Below are 21928 nucleotides of genomic sequence, written 5' to 3'. Positions count from 1 at the left end.
AGTGCGCACGATTTCATCGGTGCGTGCACGATTTCACCATTTGCGCGACTGTCGCGGCGAAATCATGTGCGTGGGGGTGAAACTGAGAGGAGCGGCTGCTTCCGAGGGGAGCCCCGCCCGGGTAGCTCGCGCCGTGGGGGTGAAGAAATCCCGAAATGTGCACTCAGGGTGAAGCTGCATCACCCCGACAGCACACTTTCACCCCTACTGCGCGTCGGGTTGCGCGTATGCTCGAACGGTTATGAACAGATTCGGCCGGGTGCTCAAGGCGATCCTCATCGGGCTCGTCGCCCTCTACAGTCTGATCTTCAGCGGCATCCGCGCCTGCTACCGGCGCTGGCCCAAGCCCACGGTGATCACCGGGGTGGTGCTGGCGGTCGGCATCGTCGTGGCAGGAGTTTTCGGGGGAACCGCACAGAACGCCACGACCAGCAGCACCAGTGCCGGTGGCGCGAGTGCCGCATCCAGCGCGAGCCCGGCCGAAGATGCCGCTGCGGCCGACCCTGAATCTGACAGTGCCGAAGATGAGGCGACCACCGAGGAGCTGTCTGGGGTGGGTGCCACGGTGTCGAGCGGTGCCGTCAGCGGTACCGAGACCGGGGTGACGGCCCTCGCGGTGCTCGACACGCTCGAGATCAAGGGCAGGGCCGCGAAGACCGGGTATGCGCGCGACCAGTTCAGTGACGGATGGAAGGACCCCGACCGCAATGGCTGCGATGCCCGCAACGACATGCTCGCCCGCGACCTCACCGATGTGGTGACCAGCGGCGGCTGCAAGGTGCTCTCGGGCAGGCTTGCCGACGTGTACACATCCACCACCATCGATTTCGTGCGCGGCAACACGACCTCGAGCGCGGTGCAGATCGATCATGTGGTGGCCCTGTCGAACGCCTGGCAGACCGGCGCGCAGCAGTTGAGCAGCGATCAGCGCGAGCTGCTGGCCAACGACCCGCTCAATCTGCAGTCGGTGGATGGGCCCACCAATCAGGCCAAGGGGGCCGGCGATGCCGCCACCTGGCTGCCGCCGAACAAGGGGTACCGGTGCGAATATGTCGCCCGACAGGTGTCTGTCAAGGCTGCCTACGACCTGTGGGTGACGCAGGCCGAGCATGACGCGATCACCCGTGTGCTCGAGACCTGCCCCGACCAGCAGTCGTACCAGAGCACGCTGTCGCCGTACACGGCGGTCGCCAGCGTCGCCACGCAGGCGCAGGCGAGTGAGGATGCCGGCTCGAGTCAGGCGGACAGCTCGGGTACCAGCACGAGTGGCAGCAGCTCCACGGGCAGCGGGTCTGCCGGCAGCAGCTCCACGGACAGCGGGACTGCCAGCTCGGGGAGGAGCACTGCCTCGAACAGCTCGGGAGGCTCGAGCGACTCGGGCGGCAGCGTGTACTACGCGAACTGCAAAGCGGTGCGAGCTGCGGGCAAGGCCCCGCTGTACGCCGGCCAGCCGGGGTATGCGACCCCGCGGCTGGACCGGGACGGCGACGGCGTCGCCTGCGAGTAGGTACGGGTGCGGTTGGCGCGCGCAAGGTGTGTGCCGGATTTCACCACTGGCAGGCATGTTGTGTCGAGAACATGCGCATGGCGTTGAAATGGGGGCGGCTGAGGTGTGCTGTGCCCCTGCCCTGAATCTTCTGTGCCCACTCACAGTGAAGGACGGTCTGAGCCAACTCTGAGAACATGCCTACGAGAGTTGCGTCACCAGCTCGAGAGAAAGGGGCGCAGCATGAAGTCAACTCAGCGCCATTCGGTTTTGGGGCGACGCGTGTCGCACGCCGGTACGTGGCTTGTGATCTCCACCGGAGTACTCGGCACCGGCGTGCTCACCGCAGCGATTGTGCACGATCAGCAGGATGCCGTGAGCGCTTCCAGCCAGGAACAGACAGACGATGACGTCGGCTCCGTGGACTCAGGCAATGCTGGTGCAGATACGAGCCAAGACTCCAGCTCATCCGACTCTGGTACGACGTCTGACGGGACCGACTCCGGCTCGGGCAGTTCGGGAAGCACCGGCTCGAGCAGCTCGGGGGGCTCGAGCTCCAGCAGTGGCGGCTATGCCTCGTCGGGGCGCGGCTCAAGCGGCAGTACCCATGCACGCACACAGGGGTCATGATGCTCGACTCGCTGATGTGGGCGCTCGGGCGAGGCTCCGGACTCACCGGATTCGCACTGCTGACCCTCGCTCTGCTGCTCGGCGTGGTCGCCATTTCAGGGCGGGCGCTGTTCGGGGTGCCGAGATTCGCCTGGCAGTCAATGCACCGTGACGCCGCGCTGGTGTCGGTCGCACTCGTCGTGGTGCACGTGATCGCCCTGCTGCTCGACCCATATGCGCAGCTGACCATCACCGATGTCGTGCTGCCCTTTCGCGCGGAGGCGGATACTTTCTGGGTGGGGCTCGGCACGGTCGCCTTCGACGTGCTGGTGGCGCTCGCGGTGACCGGGCTGGCAAGGCGACGAATCGGGCCGCGAGTATTCCACAGCATCCACCTGGCCACCTATGCGCTATGGCCGGTGGCGGCCGCACACGCCATCGGCAGCGGCAGCGATGTGAACGGGTGGGCCGCGGTCGTGACCGTCATCGGCATCGGCGGCGGGGCATGGATCTGCTCGCTCGTGCTGAAAGCGCGTTCCGCTGCCTGGCGCGGAGGGCTGCAGCCCCTGCCCGCCCGACGTCTGCCTGATACCAGTGAAAGGACCATGCGATGAACACGACTCTGCTGAACGAGGGCTTTCGCCTACAGGTGCAGCGACCGACAACGCTCCTCTCTTCGGGGCCACTGCTGGGTGAACGCTCAAGAAAACTGTACGGTGCCGGTGCCCCTCGGCAGCCTCTGCCACGCAACGACGCGACAGCACTTGTGCGCCTGCTGCATGACGCCGATCTGCGTGGCCGCGGCGGGGCGGAGTTTCCCACGTGGCGCAAGCTCGACGCTGTGCTGCGGCAGCCGCAGCCACCGGTCGTGATCGGCAACCTGAGCGAGGGGGAACCCTGGAGCGCGAAGGACCACGCCCTCGCCCGCCACGTGCCGCAGTTGGTGCTCGACGGGCTCGAGATCGTGCGCAACGCGACGAGGGCCCGTCATGCGCATCTGGTGGCGGCAGCCGACCTGGTGCCGAGCATGCGCGACATTGCCCGAAAACGTGGGCAACGCGTGCGTGTGCACCAGGAGGGTCCACTGTTCACCTCCGGGGAGGCCTCTGCGGTGGCTCGCACCGCCCGCACCGGTTCGCGCGACACCCGGCCGCAGTTCCATCTGCACCCGTTGACCCAGGAACATCCGTCGACGCTGGTGCTCAACGCCGAGACCCTCGCGTGCATCGCGCTGATCGCCAGCCATGGCGTCACGGTGCGCCCAGGCGATGAGACCCGACTAGCGACGATCACCGGCGCGGTCTGGCGACCGGCTGTGGTGGAGGTCTCGGGCGGCATTGGGCAACTGCAGGGTATGCTTCGCGAGATGACGGATGCGCGTCTCGCCCTGATCGGCGGCCTCACCGGTCGCTGGGTGCGGCTCGATGCCCCGATTGACCCGGCGGTGACGTGGGGATGCGGTGCCGTGCATGTGCTCTCGCCCGACATCTGCCCACTGCATGCCACTGCGGGCATACTTGAGTGGCTGGCTGCACAGGCGGCGGGTCAGTGCGGCCCGTGCGTGTTCGGGCTGCCCGCACTGGCCGAGAGCTTCCGTGGGGATGCGCTGGTCGGCAACGATCGGTCCACCGGTCGGCTGGCGCGCATGATCGCCGGGCGCGGTGCCTGTCACCATCCCGATGGTGCGGTGCGGCTCGCCCTGACCGCCATGGCCGATCTCGCCGACGAGCGGGCTCTGCACTCACGGGGGAGGTGCAGTGCACATGGGCGCGCCTGAACGAGAGGTCGCCGCAGGCATCGCGGTCGACTGGACCAGATGCCGCGGTCGCGGCATCTGCCATGAACTTCTGGCCGCACGCATGAGCGCCGATCCGTGGGGCTTTGCCATCATCGACGACGCCGGGCCGCTGCGCGCTGATGAACTCGACGACGCCAGGCAGGCCCAACGGCAGTGCCCGCTTGCCGCGTTCATCGTGACCGGTTCAGCGGGGTGGCTATGAACGCGCCCGTCGCTCGACAGGCCTGGCAGCAGTGGAGCTGCGACAATCTCATCGCGGTCAGCCCCGCCGATCGTCTGCCGCAGGCCCGACGGATCGCCGACCGTTGGATGGGTCGAGTGGAGCGCGCCTGCAGCCGCTTCGTACCGGACTCCGAGCTGCGAGGCATTCCCGAATTGACCGAGACGCAGGTGAGTCCGGTGCTCGCGGAGCTGATGCGTGTGGCGCTCGAGGCGGCCCGCCGCACCGGCGGACTGGTCGACCCCACGCTGGGCCGCGCCGAGGAGGCGATCGGCTACCGCGTCACCATGGGAGGACAGCTCGTCGCCGCGCCGGTCGCCCTGGAAGCCCCAACTCGACACGTCACCACGGCGCCCCCGCGAGTTCCCTGGCAGGCGATCAGACTCGACGGTGACCGGTTGACGCTGCCGGCCGGGGCCACCATCGATCTCGGGGCCACGGCCAAGGCCTGGACTGCCGATCGCATCGCCGCCGATTGCGCCCGCAGTCTCGACTGCGGGGTGCTCGTCAGTCTCGGCGGGGACATCGCCACGAAGGAATCTCCGGTGCGCACCTCGTGGAACGTCGTGGTGCAGGACACCGACCGAGACCCGGCCGACTGGCTGGTGCTGCGCGGTGACGGCGGTGTCGCGACCTCGAGCGTGCAGCATCGCACCTGGCTGTGGCAGGGCAGGGCCGTGCATCATCTGCTCGATCCGCGCACCGGTCAGCCGGTGCGCTCGCGCTGGACCCACGCGACAGTCATCGCACAGTCATGCGTGCAGGCGAACACGTGGTCGACCGCCGCTCTGGTCGCGGGGGATGCGGCACCGGCTCTGCTGCGTCGGCAGGCGGTCACGGCGCGCCTGGTCGACAGCCATGGTGAGGTCTGCACCACGGGAGACTGGCCGCACGCAACCGACGAGGCCATCGGGGAAGATGGTACTGCGAGAGAAGGAGTCGAATGAGCATCGAACGCGTGGCGGGGACGCATCGGGACCGTGTACTGGTCATCGAGGACGACCCCGAGATCGGCCCCATGACCGTCGAGCTGCTCAGCGACGACTACGACGTCGAGTTGCGCGACGACGGCCCCTCCGGGCTTCGAACCGCGCTCCAGGAGCACTTCTCGGTGATCGTGCTCGACCGTCGCATGCCGGGTATGAGCGGTGTCGAGGTGGCCGAGGCGCTCAGGCGCGCCGGAGGGAACACCCCGATCATCATGCTCACGGCGCTTGGAGACGTCGACGACATCGTCGACGGGCTCGACGCCGGAGCAAATGACTACATGGTCAAGCCCTATCGCATCGAGGAGCTGAAGGCTCGCATCCGGGCACTGCGCCGGAGTTTCACCAGTGCCCTGCGCCGACGCGAGATCGGGGACTGGACGCATCTGCCCGACCAGCGTGCGGTGCTCAACCCGGGCGAGGAGCGCATCCTGCTGACTGAGGCGGAGAATCGCTTGCTCGGGGTGCTCTCCTCAGCTCCAGACCGCTCATTCAGTAGGGAGCAGCTGCGCGATGCGGCGTTTACCCCCGATGACTCGCTGAATCTCATCGACACCTACGTGCACTATCTGCGACGCAAGACGACGCCGGGGCTCGTGCAGACCGTGCGCGGGGTGGGTTATCGCATCGGCACACCCCATGACTGAGCCACTGGGTGAGGAAGACCGTCGCATCATCGACCGTGGCGCCCGACAGGTGGCCTGGACCCTGATCCTGACGGCCACGGCGCTGGTGATCGTCGGAGTCATCGGCTTCGTGCTGGCCGTGACGGTCGGCTCGCGCCATGAATCGGAAGAGCGTCTGCGCCGTGGAGAGTGCAGCGACGACTTCACTTGGGTCATCGACCGCGACAAAGTGTTCGTGCTCATCATCGTGTTCGGCGTGGTCGCGATCGCGGCGGCAGGTCTGGCAGGCTGGTGGGCGGCACGGCGAGCGGTGCGTCCGCTCGCGGAGGCTCTGGTGCGGCAACGGCGCTTCGTGGCCGACGCCAGCCATGAGCTGCGCACACCGCTGACGGTGCTGAGCACCCGAGCGCAGGTGCTCAGGCACCGGCTCGACGCTGGGCAACCGGTGCACGAGACGCTCGATGCGCTCGACCAGGATGCCGCGGCACTCGCCTCGACACTCGATGACTTACTGCTGACCACTGCGCAACCGGCCGCATCCGTGCCTCCGGTCGATGTCGCTGAGGCCGTGCGCACGGCCAGTGAGGCGCTGCGCGTGGTGGCCCAGTCACACTCGGTGGAGCTTGAGATCGATGCATCACCGGCAGGGCGAGTGCGCATGCCTCGCACGTCGCTGGAGCGATGCGTGACCGCACTGGTCGACAACGCGGTGAGACACAGCCCCGCGGGCGGTACCGTACGTGTGGTCGTGCACGTGGACGGTGGCCAGATACTGGTCGATGTCAGTGATGAGGGTGCAGGTATCACCGGGATCGATCCGGCCCGCATCTTCGATCGATTCGCCCATGCCGATGAGGGTGCGCGGCATGACCGGCGTGGATTCGGAATCGGACTGGCACTCGTGCGCGAGCTCTTGACCCAGGCTGGTGGATGGGTTGAGGTGCTGCACTCGGGTGAACATGGCACAGTGATGCGCATGCGACTGCGACCGGTCGGTGCGGCCGAGGCATGAGACGGTGAATGTGAGGGCAGGCTGAGCTGAGTCCCTGCTGAGAGAATCCTGAGTAAGCGGGGGCGATCATGACGCAGTGCTCGGGAATGAGAACTGACAGCGCAGACTGTCCCTCCCGGCCGGGGAGGATGTCTCATGTCAGCAGGATCAGGCGCCGCGACTGCGCACCAGGGCGAGGCTCACGGAGGGTCGATCGGCGGGCGGCTGAACTGGCTGCGGGCCGGTGTGCTCGGTGCCAACGATGGCATCGTGTCCGTGGCTGGAACGGTGATCGGCGTCGCCGGTGCCACGACGAGCACGACGGCCATCGCCACGGCGGGGCTGGCCGCGATCGTGGCCGGTGCATTCTCAATGGCGGGTGGCGAATATGTCTCGGTGAGCACCCAGCGGGATACCGAGAAAGCGCTGATCGCCAAAGAGCGCTGGGAGCTGGACACCATGCCTGCTGAGGAGCTCGAGGAGCTGACCGACATCTATCAGCGGCGCGGGCTCTCCCGCTCGGTCGCTGAGCAGGTGGCGAAGGAGCTCACCGAGCATGATGCCCTGCGAGCTCATGCGGATGCCGAACTCGGCATCGACCCTGACGACTACACCAATCCCTGGGCGGCGGCGGCTTCCTCCTTTCTGGCGTTCACTGTGGGGGCACTGATCCCGTTCGTCATCATCCTGCTGCCGCTGGGAGACGCCGCACGTGTGTGGGCGACTATCGCGGGCGTGGCCTTCGCGCTGCTGCTGACTGGCGCCGTCAGCGCACGTCTGGGGGATGCGCCGCGGCTGCGCGCCATCCTGCGAAATGTGGGGATGGGGCTGATCACCATGGCGGTGACGTATGGCGTAGGCAGTGCATTCGGCACGTTGACAGCGTGAGCTGTCGGGTGTGTGCACGATCTCAACGGCGTGTGCCGGATTTCACCGGCTCATCGTATTTGATGGTGTAGGCGTGGTCTGAAGCCGCCGGCCTCGAGCAGTGACCTTGCGATGTAGCGAGTCAGGTTCCGAAACCCCAACGCGGACCCGCGGAGATGCTCGAGCCTGCCGTTGATCGCTTCGGTCGGGCCGTTCGATGTCCCCGGATGATCAAAGTACGCGAGGATGTCCTGCCGGCGCCGGTCGAGCGTGTACGCGAGCTTGCGGAGCTCGGTGAACCAGGCCGGAGTCGTGGCTTTCACGACATCGATCAGCTCGCGGAGTCTGCGCCGACCATTGGCCGGGAATTTCTCACGGTACGCAGCAACGACTTGCTGGTAGACCCGCCACGCCCGCCACGCGTCCGCGTGCGCAGGGTCCGCGAACACCTGATCGAGCCGAGCCTGCTGCCTCGGGGTGAGGAACGCTTTCCCGGTGCGCAGCACGCGACGGACCCCGTAGAGCGGATCACCCCGACGGCCGCGATGCCCGAGCGTTTCCTGCTGCACCCGCTGCCGCACTCGATCGAGCGCGTCACCGGCGAGCTGGACGACATGGAACGGGTCCATCACCTCGACCGCGTCAGGCAGCATCTCCTGGGCGGCGCTTTTGAACCCGGGGAACCCGTCCGTCGCGACGACCTCGATCCCAGCACGCCATGCCTGTGTTCTCGCGGCGAGCCAGTCGCTGAACACCTGTTTCGATCTGCCTGGAACCATGCCGAGAAGCCTCGCAGGGCCCCGTTTCCGGCGGACCGGGGTGAGATCGATGATCACGGTCACGTACTTATCGCCCAGGCGAGTATGCCGCCACAAGTGCTCATCCACGCCGATCGTGGTGACCCCATCGAACCGGTGAGGGTCATCAAGCAGCAGCCGTTTCCCGTCGTCAAGGATTGCGGTGTTCGCGGTATGCCACGACACACCAAGATTCGCTGCGGCACGAGCGACGGTGAAGTGATCCAGCACGAGCGCTTCCAACGCCCAGCGCACCCCGGCGCGAGAGATCTTCGCACGTTCTGGCGCTGCTTTGCTGGTATCTTCTCGCCACACCGTTCGGCACCAGGAGCACTGGTATCGGCGTACCCGGATCAGGAGCGTGGTCGGGCGATGCCCGAAGGGCTCGTGGGCGAGCTGGCGGATGACCGTGTCTCGGGCGATGCCCTCGGCCCCCGCAACGCCTGCACCAGGGGTCGGGCTCATTCACCCGACACTCGATAACCGCACGATCAGGCAGCAACTGCTGCCGGGTAGCGGTCAGACCGAGTTCATCGAGGCGGCAAAAAGTCGTGAGATCAGCGGGCAGGTGCGGCCGTATGGTTTGTTGAGACAGCTGTTAGGAGGAGCTGTTTCACATGGAGCGAAAGAAGTACACCCCCGAGTTCAGGGCTGACGCGGTCGAGCTGGTGATCACCTCGAAGCGCCGGATTGCGCAGTGCGCCACGGATTTGGGGATCAACGAGGGCACGCTGGGCAACTGGGTCCGCGCCTGGCGCGAGGAACACCCCGAGCATGAGGCCGGGGGCGTGGCCCGGTGGAGTGGGCGAAGTACCAGGTGTTGCCGGCTGAGAACGCGGAACTCAAACGCGAGATCGAGTTTTTGGGAAAAGTCAGCGCCTTCTTCGCCGCGAAGCAACGGTGACCGAGGTGTTCGGTTTCATCGCCGCGGAGAGGGCGAACTATCCCGTCGCGTGGATGTGCACCAAGCTTCGGGTGTCTCGCGCGTCGTTTTACCGGTGGGTCACGCCCTCGCCGCCCTCACTGCGCCAGCAGCGTCACGATCTGCTGGCTGGGCATGTGAAGCGCGTGTATGACGCTGCGGAGGGAAAGGCTGGGCGTGACCAGATTTGGCGGATCCTGCGCGGCGAAGGGATCAAGGTCGCTGTCGGTACGGTAGGTGCGATCATGCGTGAACTGGGGTTGAGAGCGATCCGTGTGCGGGCGTTCAAGAAGACCACACTTGCCGATCCTGCGGCGCGCACTGCGCACATCAAGAATCACATGCTCGACGCGTTCGGGAACCGCCAGTTCGCCGCCGTGGCCCCTGGGCAGCGGTTGTGTGGTGACATCACGTATCTGCGCACCGACGAGGGGTGGCTGTATTTGGCGACCGTGATCGACTTGTTCAACGGGGAGATCATTGGGTGGCGTGCTGACAAGCACATGCGTACCAGTCTCGTCATTGATGCGCTCGTGATGTCCCGTGACCACGGCCGACTCGACACGACCGGCGTGGTGGTCTTCCATTCTGATCGTGGCGCCCAATATACCTCGGGCGAGTTCCAGGCTTCTGCGCGGCGAACGGGGTCACCCAGTCGATGGGCGAGGTTGGGGTGTGCTGGGACAATGCGGTCGCGGAATCGTTTTTCTCGCATTTGAAGACCGAGATGTTCTACCTGCGGTCCTGGCCGACACGGATGCACGCGCGTACCGCGATCATGGACTACATCGAGTCCTGGTATAACCGTCGCCGCCCGAACGCCCGCGCTGGCGGTGTCGCGCCGGTGACCGCCCGGATCGTGTACGAGACCCGCGACCAGCTATTGGCCGTGTAACCGAGAAAAGACACAAGAAACTGTCTCACAAACTTGACGAGCGCAGACCATGTCTACACCCTCAAATGCGATGAGCCCCTTTGACACTGCTGCCGGCGCCATTGCGATCACGACGAGCAGCACGCACAGTGGGGGTGTTGAGGCGGCGATGACCAGTGTGGCGCCGAGCATCCGCTATTTCGAAGACGAAACACTCGAGACGCTGCTGAGCCTGCTCGGGCTCGAGGCAGGCGATCTTGATGTGAGGTTTCCGCCGCGGGAGGTGTTCACCGGCAACTGGCATCCGATTCTCGTGCTGAGCGATGCGACCGTTTTTCACCAGTTTCGGTTCTGGCCTCCTGCCGTCGCCGAGCTCAAGCAGGCCCGCGGATGGGCCGGAACGGTCACCGTGCTGCACGAGGCCGCCGCGAATGACTTTCTGGCGCGCAACCTGTTTCCGGCCGGGCGCATCACCGAAGACCCGGCGACGGGGTCGGCTGCCGCCGCGGTCGGGGCCTATCTGCGGTTCAGCGGCTACAGCCATGGCGGCGACCGGATCTCCATCCACCAGGGTGCGCATGTGGGGCGTCCCAGCCTGCTCACCGCGGTGATTCCCGCTGAAGGTGGCATCACGGTGCTCGGAAGCGCTACGCCCATCGGTGCGTGAGAGGTGCGGGTTGGCTCGCCGCCGCGTGCTCGTTGGTCACGGGGTGTGCTCGTTGGTCAGCGGAGGTGCCGTTGGTGGCAAGTGGTGATGCAGCCTGGCGAGCGGGAGCACGTGCCCGCGCGGCAGGCGCATCCAATCTCCGATGGATGCCCGCGCGGCAGCCCCGATCAGTCGGCCGGCACCTCGTCGAGCCATTCCTGAATGAGCCAGTTGGCCAGGGCAGCCGGGCCGGGCAGGTCGATATCTCGGGCGGGGTCGCGCAGCTCGGCGCGGGTGAACCATCGCATTGCGGTGATCTCGTCGCCGTCTTCGTGAGCGCTGTCGGGCGAGATGCCCTCGGCAACTCGCGCCCGAAACCCGAGCATCAGCGAGCGTGGATAGGGCCAGGGCTGCGATCGGCGGTATTCGAGGTGCGACACTTCGAGGCCCGTCTCTTCGCGGATCTCGCGATGCACGGCCTCTTCGGCGCTCTCGCCCGCCTCGACGAACCCGGCGAACAGCGAGAAGAACCCGCGCGGCCAGAGCGCGTTGTTGCCGAGCAGCACCCGGTCGTCGGCATCGGTGATGAGCACGATCACCGCGGGGTCGGTGCGCGGAAACAGCTGAGCGCCGGTGCCGGGCAGGCGTCGCTCCCACCCGGCCGCGGCGATTTCGCTGGGCGTGCCGGTGGCAGGGGAGAACGGTTCGGCGCGATGCCAGGCCGCCAGAGCCAGTGCAGTCACGATGGTCGACGACTCGACCGGGTCGAGCGCGGTGACGCTGCGCCGCAGGTCAAGCCAGACCAGCGGAGACTCTGAGCTCGACACCGAGTCGCCGCCGAGCGGATCGTCGGCAGCCGCGGCAGAGTCTGTTGCGCTGGGCAGCAGCCAGCCGACCAGGGGCGTGCCTGAGGGGAGACCAGTGGCGCTTGGGGCATCCGGCGTAATGCGCCCAAGGTAGACCGGCTCGCCACCTTCGGGCAGCACCTCGCGTGTGGCGAAGAACACGCGCGCCGCGCTCGCATCGTGCACTACCGCGGCGACCAGTGCATCGCGCACCAGAACGAATCGCGTGGCGGGGTCTTCGGTCAGGATGCGCTGCCACGCCGCGTCGTCGTGTCGCGTGGGCGCATCGCGGTCGAGCGGTTGCCGGGCAAGCGGCGGGATGCGGGAGGGGACGGCTTGATCGCTGGCGGAGCGTTCGCTCATGATGACCTTTCTGTGGTCAGAACTCGTGCGGTCTGCTCAGTCTAGGCGGGGCCGGTGACACGCGGGTGACGGGGTGGCTGTGCGATGTGTGCCGTGGGTGGAGGACGGGTGCAATGGAATGTCTGCAGGTGCGGCGTGATGTCTGCGGTCGGGCGGCGTGGGGTGCGGACATAGCGCTGCGCACCGCCACAGCCGCGCACTCCTTGACCACCACAGAGCAGGTGTACTACCGTAGCCAGAGTTAGTGGGGGTAACTTATTGGGGAGGGTAGATGAGCGCACCGGGTCGGCCACGGCGCATCGACACCGACGACATTGTGCGCGCAGGCTGCGAGATCGGGCTGCAGAACCTCAGCCTCAACGCGGTGGCTGCGCGGCTGGGCGTCACAGCTGCCGCGCTTTACCGTCACATCGACGGGCGTTGGGGGCTAGAGCGCCTGGTGGGCGAGCGCATCCTTGCCGACCTCACCATCACCGATGACCCCACGCACGACAGTGCCCAGCACCTGCTCTCGTTCGCGCTGCAGCTGCGCCAATTTGTGCTGCGTCATGCTGGGCTCGGCACCTACTTGCAGACCCTGTTTCCGCGGGGTGCCAGCGGCCGCCAGCTGCTGGCCGACGAGATCGCAGCCTTGCAGCGCCGCGGGTACGCTGCCGACGCAGCCATGGTGCTCAGCAGCACCATTGCGAACGTGGTCATCGGGTCGGCCGCCGCCGAGCAGCTGCAGGCCGAACGTCGCGAAGGCCTCGATGCTGCGCGCAAGGATGCACTGGCCCAGCTGCGCTCCGACGCCACGCTGGCAGCCGCGCACAGTGGCCTTCCCAACATCGACTCTGACGAATATGCGCGACTCATGCTCGCGGCAGTCGTCGGCGGGCTGGTCGGCATCGCCCCGCCGGAGCGGCCGATCGCAGAAATCATGGCACAACTGCACACCGCACAGAAGGGGCTGTAATGGCGAAACGAGGATTCCAAGGCGCGGTGCTGCGCGCATTCGGTGCACACGACCACATCGCGACGGTCACGAGCACGCAGCTGATCACTCCGCACTATCTGCGGGTGTGGCTGCACTCCGAGACCCTGTTCGACGCGGTCGAGGCCTGTCCCACGGCATGGCTGCGCTTTTGGATGCCCGATCCGGCAGACCCGGAGGTCGAGCACCAGCGCGCCTACACGATCGCCCTAGCCGAGCCTGCTGCCGGTGACTTCGCCGTTGACTTCGTGCTGCACGAGCCGGCCGGGCCCGGGTCGGCCTGGGCGCAGCAGGCCGAGCCTGGCGATGCGGTGTCGCTCACCTCGATCGGCTCATCCCGCTTCGAGGTGTCGGATGAGCCACCGGCGGGGTACCTCGTCATCGGAGATGCCGCATCGATTCCGGCCATCCGCACGATTGTCGCGACCGTGCCGAGCGAGATTCCCATCGAGCTCTACTTGCAGCTGCACGACGAAGCCGACCGTGACATTCCGCTGGGCGAGCATCCTGCGCTGCGGGTGCACTGGGTGCCCGCGGCCGCGCCAGAGGAGATGGCACAGGCGATCGAGGCGCGCGACTGGTCAGGCTGGTACGCCTGGGTGGCGCCAGAGTCGGTGGTGCTGCGGCACGTGCGTGCGCGGCTCAAAAAGGAGTTTGGCTTTGGCAAGCAGTCGCAGTACCTGCAGGCCTATTGGGTGCGTGGGCGTGAGATGGGGCGGCGGCGCTAGCTGCGAGTCACATCGTGAGCAGCTCGGTGACCAGCTGTGTCTGCCACCACGCCCAGTCGTGCCCGCCCGACACGGCGCTGAGGCTCAGGCGATCGCCTGCGGTGCGTCGCCTCAGCGCCTCGACCAGATCGCGTGCGCAGGCGAGCATCTCGGGCTCGTCGTGGCCAGCGCTCACCGCGATGCGCAGTTCGTCAGAGGTGTGCAGGGCATCGGCGAGCAAGCCGACTAAGTCATAGCGCCACACGCTGGGCGACAGCGCGATCGCCCGGGCGAAACGCTGCGGCGCGGCACCGGCGACCAGCAGTGCGGCCAGGCCGCCAAGACTCACCCCGGCCACAATGTGATCGCGCGCCGCGGGCGAAAGCTGCTCGTCGTGGTCTGCCAGTGCGCGATCGACTTCGGCCAGCAGCGAGTCGTCGACCGCCGCGGTCACCGCCCTGCCGGTGGGCGAGAGATCTCGCCAGCGCTTGTCGCTGCTGCCGGAATCGACCAGCAGTACTGCGGTGTCGGCCAGCCGCCCGTGCTCGACGAGGGCGGCAAGCACTTCGAGCAGATGCCCGCGCCCCCACGTCGGGCCGTCGAAGAGGGTCAGCAGGCGAAGTGGGGCGGGCGCGGCGCCGCCAGCGCGGAGCACATACAGGTCGGCGCGTTCGCGCCGGGCCCCCACGAGCAGCGAGGCGACGGGGGTGCGCGTCGCTGGTGCTGGCTGGCGCTGCAGTAGACACTGGCTGAGTCGTGGGGCGCGCGGCATCAGGCGGACTGAACGGGGGCATCCATCGGAACCAATCACCCGATAGGGGCTGGTGCAGTCGATGACCGCCTCGTGTTCGAGCGCATGCACCATCTCGTAGCGGTTTTCGAGGCCCGCCCAGGCGGGAGTGCGCCCGATGAACGGCACGAAGGTGTAGGCGGCAGCCCAGTCGTCGGCGACGCTCAGGTGCAGGCGCCACAGCGCGGGGTCATGCTCGTCGCGATGCATGAGGCCAGCCAGCGGGTGCCTCTCGTCGAAGAATGCGGGCACATGCAGCACCACGCCATCGACGCCCGGGGCGCGGCAGGTGAACTCGGCGATCGCACGGCCCTCGGGCACCGATGTGTCTGGCGCACAGGTTGGAAACCCGAGGCGCACGCGCGAACATGGTGGCTGGGCGTGCAGCGCGGCGAGTCTGGTCAGCGCAGCATCAGCGTTCACGGGGAATCACCATTGGTGCGCCGGTCTCGGGGTCGGGCAGCACGCGTGCGTCGAGGTCGAAGGCGTCGGCGACCAGCTCAGGCGTGACGATGTCGGCAGGGGCCCCCTCGGCGATCACCGAGCCGTCGCGCATCACGACCAGGTGCGTAGCGAACCGGAACGCCAGGTTGAGATCGTGCAGCACGGCCACCAGCGTGACACCGCGCTCACGCTGCAGATCGCGGCACAGGGTGAGCACGTCGAGCTGGCGGGTGATGTCGAGAAAGGTCGTCGGCTCGTCGAGCAGCATCAGCGGGGTGTCTTGGGCGAGCACCATGGCGATCCAGACGCGCTGGCGCTGCCCACCGCTGAGCGAGCGCACCTGGCGGTCGGCGAACTCGAGGCACCCGGTGAGCTCGAGGGCTCGGGTAACCGCAGCCTCGTCGTCGCGAGACCACTGGTGTAGCAGCGACTGGTGCGGAAACCGCCCGCGCGAGACGAGATCGACCACGGTGATGCCGTCGGGGGCCGTTGACGACTGCGGCAGTAGGGCGAGTCGGCGAGCCAGGGCTTTTGGCCGGATGCCCGACACGCGTTGGTCATCAAGGCGCACCTCGCCAGCGTGGGCGGGGAGATGCCCCGCCATGGCCTTCAGTAGCGTGGACTTGCCGCACCCGTTGGGGCCGATGATGACGGTGAACGATCCGTCGGGCACGTGCAGCGACACGTGGTCGAGCACGGGCTGCCCGTCGTAGCCGGTGGTGAGCTCGTCGACGATGAGCCGGCCGTGCTGCAGTGCAGTCTCGATGGGTGAGGGGAGGGTTTCAGTCAACGTCGCATTCCTCTCGTGAGCAGCCAGATCAGGTAGACGCCGCCGAGCAGGCCGGTGACCACGCCGATCGGGATGCGGCTGCCGGCGGGCAGATGCAGGGCCAGCAGATCGGCGCCGATCAGCAGGGCCGCGCCGGTGAGCCCGGCGGTGACCAACGGCGGGTGATCGGTGGCTGACAGGCGCGCGGCGATCTGCGGGGCGGCCAGGGCGATGAAGGCGATGGGGCCGGCGGCGGCGACCGCGGTGGCGGTGAGCACCACCCCGGCGAGCATCAGCACACCTCGGGTGGCTTCGACGTGCACGCCGAGCTGGCGCGCGCTGGCGTCACCCATTTCCATCAAGGCGAGCGGGCGGCCGAGCCACAGGATGATCGGCCATGCTGAGGCCAGCCCGATGGCCACGACGAGGGCGTCAGACCACGAGCGCGAAGAGAGCGAACCGCTCAGCCACACCTCGGCCGAGACTGCGCGATCGATGTCGCCGCGCACCAGCACGATGCGGGTGAGCGCATCGGCCAGCGCGCCCACACCGATGCCGACGAGCACGATGCGGTAGCCTCCGGTCGTGCCGCGCTGGCGGCTGAGCAGGTAGACGATCACGGCGGTGACCGCACCGCCGACGACTGCGGCGACCGGTGTGGCCACCAGGCCCGGGCCGAGCACCACGATCTGCACGGCGGCGCCGGCCGCAGCGCCTGAGGTGAACCCGATCACATCGGGCGAGCCGAGTGCGTTGCGCGAGATGCTTTGGAAGACGGCGCCCGCGACCCCCAGCGCGCAGCCCACGGCCGCCGCAGTGACTACCCGAGGCAGCCGGATGCCGACCACCACCGTGGTGGTGCGCTTGTCGGCCTGGCCGAACAGGGCGCTGAGAATCTCCGTCGGGGCGAGTTCGATCTTGCCCACACCCATCACGAACACGCCCAGCACGAAGGCGGTGGCGAGAGCTACCGCTCCGACGATCACGGCACGCGGGCGCCAGATCACACTGAGGCGGCCACGATGCACCTGCCCGGTGGGGTGCACCCGGGAACTCGACGTGCGCAGGCTGGGAGGTTCGGTGACGGCGTTCACAGTTTGGCCATCCGTTGTCTGCGAACCAGCGCGATGAACACAGGAGCACCGATGACGGCGGCCATAACGCCGACCTCGATCTCGCCCGGTGGCACGATGATGCGGCCGACCACGTCGGCGAGTGTGACCAGCAGCGCGGCGCCCACGGCCGATGCCGGGATCAACCAGCGGTAGTCGGGGCCCACGATGAGGCGGGCGATGTTGGGGGCGGCAAGGCCGATGAAAGCGATCGGGCCGGCCGCTGCAGTGGCGGCACCGGCAAGCGCGAACAGGGCGATGCCGGCGATCGTCCAGGTGAGGGTGCGGTTGACGCCGAGTGCGCGGCCCAACTCGTCGCCGAGCGAGGCGGCGTTCAACTGCGGGGCCAGCAGCCAGGCGGCGATGAGGCCGACGACCGCGACGGCTGCGGTGATCAGGGTGACATCCCAGCCGCGCCCCTGCAAGCTGCCGGTTACCCAGACACGGTAGCTGTCGTAGACGTCTTCGGGCGCGCTGAGCAGCAGGATGCGTGTGAATGCGGAGAAGACGACGGCGAGGCCTGCGCCGGCGAGCACCAAGCGCACCGGATCGGTGGTGGATCGTGCGATGCCCCCCAATAGGTAGACCAGGGCCGTGGCTGCGGCTGCGCCGACGAAGGCGGCCGCGAAGTGCTGGAGTGGTTGACGCGCACCGAACCAGACCATGGCGGCGATCACCGCCGCTGCGGCACCGGCGTTGACACCAAGGATGCCCGGTTCGGCCAGTGGGTTGCGCGTCAGACCCTGCATGAGTGCACCTGCGACACCTAAGGCGAGTCCGACGAAGATGCCGAGCACGGCGCGCGGCACGCGCACCAGCTGCACGATCAGCCCATCATCGGTCAGCTGATCGGAGGGGGAGAACAGCGCGGCCCAGACGTCGGCGATCGGAATCGATCGGGAGCCGACGAACAGGCCGGCCGCGGCCAACAGCACCAGCAGTGCGGCGGCCAGCAGCAGTGAGAGGGCTCGGGTCGAGGCGTGCCGAAGCAGCGCGCCCCGACCCGAGGGTGCAGCATCGCGACGTGGTGGCCGGGAGTTGGCCGTCACGTCAGCGAGGGGCTGCGGGGTGCTCACGATCAGGAGAGGTCGGAGACGACCTGATCGATGACCTGGCGGCCGCTGTATGGGTCGATGCGGAAGCTCGTGGCGCCCAGCGGGTAGACCTGGCCGGCGGTGACGGCGTCGAGGTTGGCGAGGGTGGCATCGGCCTTGAGCTGGTCGACCTTGGCGCCGTCGTCGCTCAGGGTGAAGACGGTCTGGCCGGTGATGGCCTTCGACAGGTTCTCGTAGGTGACGAACGCGAAATCTTGGCGTACCTGCGTGCTGGTGTCGAGATCGGCATCGGCCTCGACGACATCGAAGCCGAGCTTGGTCAGGATGTCTGCCTGTGCGCTGGTCTTCTTGGCAATGCCGCTCTCTTTGCCGGCACCGTTGAAGCTCACGATCGAGGTGCTGCCCTCAGGCACGGTGATCTTGTCTGCGGCCTCGGCAGCGTATGCGTCGAAGTCGTCGATGGCCTGCTGAGCGTCAGCGGAGTGGCCGGTCAGTTTGCCGAAGTCGAGCGCCAGATCTTCCCACGAGTTCGAGCCGTAGTTGGCCACGTACACCGGAATGCCCTGAGCAGTGAGCTCGTCGTAGTGATCTTCGTACACCGAGTCGGCACCCGAGGTGGAGACGATGATCAGGTCGGGGTCGGCAGCGATCACGCTCTCGAGGTCGAAGGTCAGGTCAGGGTAGAGCACCTCGACACCGCGCTCGTCAGCGACCGAGGCCCACTGCGAGAAGAAGCCCTTGTCATCGGTGATGCTGCTGACCGAGGTCGCAGCAGTGGCGACCACTGGTGCATCAATGGCGAGCAGGGTGCCAGTGACGCTCAGTGCGGTGTTGGCGATGCGCTCGGGCTGCTTGTCGAGGGTCACCTCGTGGCCGGCGTCGTCGGTGACGGTCAGCGGCCAGGTGGTCGAGTCAGTTGCTGAGGCCGACGAATCACTGTCGGTGCTGGATGCTGAGCAGCCGGTCAGAGCGAGCGCGGCGGTGACCGCGATCGCAGAGAGGGAGACCGCCATCTTGGTGATGCGCATGAGTGTCCTTTCTGGGGAGGTACAAAACGCACCCATGCTAGCATCCACTCGCTCAGGCATGCCTAACTAATTTCAGTCGATCTGACACGCCGCTGCGCAGAGCGCGGCCGCTCAGGCGGTGACGAAGCTGCGCATGCTCACCGAGCCGAGGTCGATCGACTCGTTGAAATAGTGCAGCTGCTCGTCGGGGTGGAGCAGTGACAGCGCGGTGATCAGCGGCCGGTAGTGGTCGTCGGTAGGAATCGACAGTCGAGCGCTCGGCGAGGCGGTGAACGGGTCGAGTAGCACGTCGAGGTCGCGGTGTTCGATAGCCTCTTGTGCGATGTGGTCGAACTCCGCGGCCCAATCCCAGGTGGCTCCGTCGTTACGCATGGCGCGCAGCGAGTGCACGATGTTGCCCGAACCGATGAAGATCACCCCGTGGTCGCGCAGGCGGCGCAGCCGGGTGAATAGTTCATACAGTTTCGGCAGGGGCAACGAGTAGTCGATCGAGATCTGCAGCACCGGCACACTCGGGTGTGGCGACAGCCATTTCAGCACGCTCCATGTGCCGTGATCAAGGCCCCATTGGTGATCCAGCGCAATCTCGTAGCGCTCCATGTCATCGAGCAGCTGCTTGGCAACCAGCTGAGCGACGTCGTGATCGCCCTTGGTGTCGTACTTCACGTTGTAGAGCTCCGGCGGGAAACCGTAGAAGTCGTAGATGATCGGGTTCTTGGGTGCGTCAGTGATGGCCGTGCCACCTTGGGTGAGCCAGTGTGCCGAGATGACGATGATTGCCTGAGGCTTGGGCAGTTCGCGGCCGAGCGCGGTCCAAGTGCGCGAGTACTCGTTGTCTTGGATGGCGTTCATGGGCGTGCCATGCCCGACGAACAGCACGGGCATGCGTTCGGAGGGAACGAGCCGGTTCTCAAGGTCGCTGATGCTGTACATATCTGTCCTCTCAGGATGCCGTCACTACATGCAACATACTTGCAGCGTCAAATAATTCCCGGGTGTTTGTGCGGCGTGTCGGGGTCTGGCGTTAGGGTCCGTGCGCGTTTTCACTCGGCTGAGCACGATTTCACCTTTGGAGTGGCTGTTGTGCCGAAATCATGCGGGCGAGGGTGAAAGCGGTGAAATGCAGGTGCTGAGGGTGCGTGTGGGGCAGGTGCTGAGGGTGTGTGTGCGGCAGGGGTGACGCTGCGTCACCCATGAGGAGCGTGTGCAGTGGGGGTGAAGGATCAGCCGAATGTGCGGTGGGGGTGAAGGGGGTTCACCCCTGCGGCCGGTTTTCACCCCCCTCGGCGACGGCTCGTGGTGAGCCCTACGCCCAAGCTGTTTCTCGGGTGTTTCGGCAGCGTGAAAACGAGGCGCTTTTGGGCTCATCTGAGGTGACGTTCGTGTGTCGACTATTACCGCAATGTAAAACTATTGATCAGTAGCAAACCCGCTTGACCGGTGTCTTTCGCGGTGCCGATGATGTTCCTGCTCGTGACGAAAGGAGCATCAGTGTTCTACACCGCACCACCCTTCGAGAGACCAGACTCAGGCCTCGTCCGAAGGTTTCTCGACGTCGAGGTCGCCTCGCTCGGGCATGTGACCGACTTTGGGTTTCCACGAGGGCTGCGCCGGGTGGCCGGTACCAAGCCTTTCGCCGGCGTCGCGCTCACTGTGCACATGCCGCACGTCGACTCGACTGCGGTGCACCGCGCGCTCAGCCTGGTGCAGCCGGGTGACGTCGTGGTCGTCGACCAGTCAGGCGACGAGCTGCGCTCGAGCTTCGGTGGTACCGTTGCCGCGGTCGCCCAGCACAAGGGTGCTGTGGCCGCGATCGTCGATGGCAGCACGAATGACGTCGGCGAGATCAGTGAGCTCGACTTTCCGGTGTATTCGCGTGGCGCCACACCGCTCACCAGCCGCATTCAGCGCCTCGAGGGCGAGATCGGCGTACCGGTCAGCGTGGGTGGCGTGGCTGTGTGCAGCGGCGACATTGTCTTTGGGGATGCCGACGGCGTGGCGGTGGTGCCCCAGCGTCGAGCTCTGCAGATGATCGAGCGTCTTGAGGCCATGGAGGAACGCATGGCACGCAACGACTGGCTGGGGCAGGCCCTGCGCGACGAACGCGAGTTCGCCGAACTGTCGGGAGCCGACCATGACTGACCGTTCAATCGTGATCCGTGGCGTGCAGCCGCACTCGGCGCACGACCCCAAGGAGAACCTCCGCACGGTGCTGCCGATGATCGCCCGCGCCGAAGCAGACGGTGTTGACCTGCTGGTGCTCCCAGAGACGGCCGCCAGTCGAACCGACGATCCTACTCAGCGCTGTGTTGCCGAGAGCCTCGATGACGGGTTCGCTCACGCGATCGCCCGCACGACGCACGGCATGAACCTCACGGTGGTGTTCGGCATGATCGAGCGAGTTCAGGGCAGCGAGCGTCGGCGCAACACGCTGGTGGCGATGCGTGACGGTGAGATGACTGCCTTCTATCACAAGCTTCACCTCTACGACGCACATACCAGTCGAGAGTCGAAAGGCATTCTCCCGGGAGACGCCGCTCCGGAGCCGTTCACGGTCGCCGGTGTGCGTATCGGGCTGCAGAACTGCTACGACCTGCGCTTTCCAGAGACCAGTCGAGTGCTCGCTGACCGAGGTGCCGAGGTGTTGGTCGTTCCTACGTCTTGGGTGCGCGGGGCAAACAAAGAAGATCACTGGAACCTGCTGCTGCGTGCCCGGGCAGTAGAGAACACGTGCTTCGTGCTGGGCGTTGGCCAGACCGGCGGCAACCGCATCGGGCTGAGCGCAGCCATCGGCCCCGACGGCGTCTGCCGTGCCGGGCTGGGGCATGAGATCGGCGAGTTCACCTGCACCTTTGATCTGGGGCTGCTGGAGCAGACCCGCGCCGCGATGCCGCTGCTGCGGCAGCGACGTTTCGCCATAGATCCCGTGCCACGACAGGCACCCACGATCTTCGAGTAGTCGACCGACTGATTTTCCCATCCAACCACTACATCCCCCTTCACAAATTCATTCAGAGAGG

21 protein-coding genes and 2 pseudogenes are annotated in these 21928 nt (G+C 66.7%); 15 read left to right on the top strand and 8 right to left on the bottom strand.

Annotation, left to right across the window (positions count from 1 at the left end):
• Positions 1-241: 241 nt before the first annotated feature.
• From G557_RS0101380 to G557_RS0101340, 9 genes are all read left to right on the top strand, one after another.
• Entirely contained in the window at positions 242-1507 is a 1266-nt protein-coding gene (locus tag G557_RS0101380; RefSeq protein WP_084626896.1) for a GmrSD restriction endonuclease domain-containing protein, read from the top strand.
• Between the two features lie 222 nt (positions 1508-1729).
• Complete coding sequence (locus G557_RS13190) at positions 1730-2116, top strand: hypothetical protein (RefSeq protein ID WP_051224031.1); 387 nt, start codon at positions 1730-1732, stop codon at positions 2114-2116.
• Positions 2113-2709 (top strand): ferric reductase-like transmembrane domain-containing protein, encoded by a 597-nt coding sequence (locus G557_RS10895; protein ID WP_084626895.1) that lies wholly within the window; start codon positions 2113-2115, stop codon positions 2707-2709. The genes G557_RS13190 and G557_RS10895 overlap by 4 nt, the downstream gene beginning before the upstream one ends.
• Positions 2706-3872 carry an NADH-ubiquinone oxidoreductase-F iron-sulfur binding region domain-containing protein gene (locus G557_RS0101365; RefSeq protein ID WP_028244673.1) on the top strand — a complete coding sequence of 389 codons (1167 nt, stop codon included), beginning with the start codon at positions 2706-2708 and terminating at the stop codon, positions 3870-3872. Before G557_RS10895 ends, G557_RS0101365 begins: the two co-directional genes overlap by 4 nt.
• A complete protein-coding gene (locus G557_RS0101360) occupies positions 3859-4095 on the top strand; it encodes a ferredoxin (RefSeq protein ID WP_028244672.1) in 237 nt (78 codons plus the stop codon). The genes G557_RS0101365 and G557_RS0101360 overlap by 14 nt, the downstream gene beginning before the upstream one ends.
• Positions 4092-5060: an FAD:protein FMN transferase gene (locus G557_RS0101355; protein ID WP_036960259.1), complete on the top strand. Its 969-nt coding sequence runs from the start codon at positions 4092-4094 to the stop codon at positions 5058-5060. The genes G557_RS0101360 and G557_RS0101355 overlap by 4 nt, the downstream gene beginning before the upstream one ends.
• Complete coding sequence (locus G557_RS0101350) at positions 5057-5746, top strand: response regulator transcription factor (protein WP_036960257.1); 690 nt, start codon at positions 5057-5059, stop codon at positions 5744-5746. Before G557_RS0101355 ends, G557_RS0101350 begins: the two co-directional genes overlap by 4 nt.
• Entirely contained in the window at positions 5739-6737 is a 999-nt protein-coding gene (locus tag G557_RS0101345; protein ID WP_028244669.1) for a sensor histidine kinase, read from the top strand. Before G557_RS0101350 ends, G557_RS0101345 begins: the two co-directional genes overlap by 8 nt.
• Before the next feature lie 135 nt (positions 6738-6872).
• Positions 6873-7604, top strand: a complete 732-nt coding sequence (locus G557_RS0101340) for a VIT1/CCC1 transporter family protein (RefSeq protein WP_028244668.1) — start codon at positions 6873-6875, stop codon at positions 7602-7604.
• Positions 7605-7654: 50 nt separating this feature from the next.
• Here G557_RS0101340 and G557_RS10890 read toward each other — a convergent pair.
• Positions 7655-8960 (bottom strand): annotated as a pseudogene (locus tag G557_RS10890) (ISL3 family transposase).
• A gap of 37 nt (positions 8961-8997) precedes the next feature.
• Between G557_RS10890 and G557_RS10880 the strand changes: the two are divergent.
• Together G557_RS10880 and G557_RS10875 are read left to right on the top strand one after the other, a co-directional pair.
• Positions 8998-10197: pseudogene (locus G557_RS10880) on the top strand (IS3 family transposase).
• Positions 10198-10267: 70 nt separating this feature from the next.
• Positions 10268-10843 carry a PhzF family phenazine biosynthesis protein gene (locus G557_RS10875; RefSeq protein WP_051224029.1) on the top strand — a complete coding sequence of 192 codons (576 nt, stop codon included), beginning with the start codon at positions 10268-10270 and terminating at the stop codon, positions 10841-10843.
• 167 nt (positions 10844-11010) lie between these two features.
• Here the strand turns inward: G557_RS10875 and nudC are convergent, their stop codons facing one another.
• Positions 11011-12030 carry an NAD(+) diphosphatase gene (gene nudC, locus G557_RS10870; RefSeq protein WP_051224028.1) on the bottom strand — a complete coding sequence of 340 codons (1020 nt, stop codon included), beginning with the start codon at positions 12028-12030 and terminating at the stop codon, positions 11011-11013.
• A gap of 271 nt (positions 12031-12301) precedes the next feature.
• On the opposite strand from nudC, the gene G557_RS0101310 reads away from it, so the two are divergent.
• Both G557_RS0101310 and G557_RS10865 read left to right on the top strand, forming a co-directional pair.
• Positions 12302-12985, top strand: coding sequence for a TetR/AcrR family transcriptional regulator C-terminal domain-containing protein (locus G557_RS0101310; protein ID WP_028244667.1), 684 nt, complete (start codon positions 12302-12304; stop codon positions 12983-12985).
• Entirely contained in the window at positions 12985-13731 is a 747-nt protein-coding gene (locus G557_RS10865; RefSeq protein ID WP_051224027.1) for a siderophore-interacting protein, read from the top strand. The genes G557_RS0101310 and G557_RS10865 overlap by 1 nt, the downstream gene beginning before the upstream one ends.
• Positions 13732-13738: 7 nt before the next feature.
• Here G557_RS10865 and G557_RS10860 read toward each other — a convergent pair whose 3' ends face one another.
• The 6 genes from G557_RS10860 to ygiD all read right to left on the bottom strand — a co-directional run bounded on the left by G557_RS10860 (position 13739) and on the right by ygiD (position 19841).
• Entirely contained in the window at positions 13739-14923 is a 1185-nt protein-coding gene (locus G557_RS10860) for an alpha/beta hydrolase-fold protein (protein ID WP_036960255.1), read from the bottom strand.
• Positions 14913-15734 carry an ABC transporter ATP-binding protein gene (locus G557_RS0101300; RefSeq protein ID WP_245542739.1) on the bottom strand — a complete coding sequence of 274 codons (822 nt, stop codon included), beginning with the start codon at positions 15732-15734 and terminating at the stop codon, positions 14913-14915. The genes G557_RS10860 and G557_RS0101300 overlap by 11 nt, the downstream gene beginning before the upstream one ends.
• Positions 15731-16807 carry a FecCD family ABC transporter permease gene (locus G557_RS0101295; protein ID WP_245542738.1) on the bottom strand — a complete coding sequence of 359 codons (1077 nt, stop codon included), beginning with the start codon at positions 16805-16807 and terminating at the stop codon, positions 15731-15733. Before G557_RS0101295 ends, G557_RS0101300 begins: the two co-directional genes overlap by 4 nt.
• Positions 16804-17901 (bottom strand): FecCD family ABC transporter permease, encoded by a 1098-nt coding sequence (locus G557_RS0101290; protein WP_211220499.1) that lies wholly within the window; start codon positions 17899-17901, stop codon positions 16804-16806. The genes G557_RS0101295 and G557_RS0101290 overlap by 4 nt, the downstream gene beginning before the upstream one ends.
• 2 nt (positions 17902-17903) lie before the next feature.
• The gene (gene fepB, locus G557_RS0101285; protein ID WP_211220498.1) at positions 17904-18908 is read right to left on the bottom strand and encodes a Fe2+-enterobactin ABC transporter substrate-binding protein; all 1005 of its coding nucleotides are present in this window, start codon (positions 18906-18908) and stop codon (positions 17904-17906) included.
• 111 nt (positions 18909-19019) lie between these two features.
• Positions 19020-19841 (bottom strand): 4,5-DOPA-extradiol-dioxygenase, encoded by an 822-nt coding sequence (ygiD, locus tag G557_RS0101280; RefSeq protein WP_028244662.1) that lies wholly within the window; start codon positions 19839-19841, stop codon positions 19020-19022.
• A 558-nt stretch (positions 19842-20399) separates the two neighbouring features.
• Between ygiD and G557_RS10855 the strand changes: the two genes are divergently transcribed.
• Together G557_RS10855 and G557_RS10850 are read left to right on the top strand one after the other, a co-directional pair.
• Complete coding sequence (locus G557_RS10855) at positions 20400-21050, top strand: RraA family protein (protein ID WP_051224025.1); 651 nt, start codon at positions 20400-20402, stop codon at positions 21048-21050.
• On the top strand, positions 21043-21867 hold the full coding sequence (locus G557_RS10850; protein WP_051224024.1) for a nitrilase-related carbon-nitrogen hydrolase: 825 nt from the start codon (positions 21043-21045) through the stop codon (positions 21865-21867). The genes G557_RS10855 and G557_RS10850 overlap by 8 nt, the downstream gene beginning before the upstream one ends.
• Positions 21868-21928: the final 61 nt, after the last annotated feature.

The organism is Pseudoclavibacter soli DSM 23366, from assembly GCF_000423505.1.
In the GTDB taxonomy this organism is placed as follows: domain Bacteria; phylum Actinomycetota; class Actinomycetes; order Actinomycetales; family Microbacteriaceae; genus Pseudoclavibacter_A; species Pseudoclavibacter_A soli.
The sequence above is the reverse complement of the archived record's forward strand: the minus strand, read 5'-3'. Positions and strand labels throughout refer to the sequence as shown.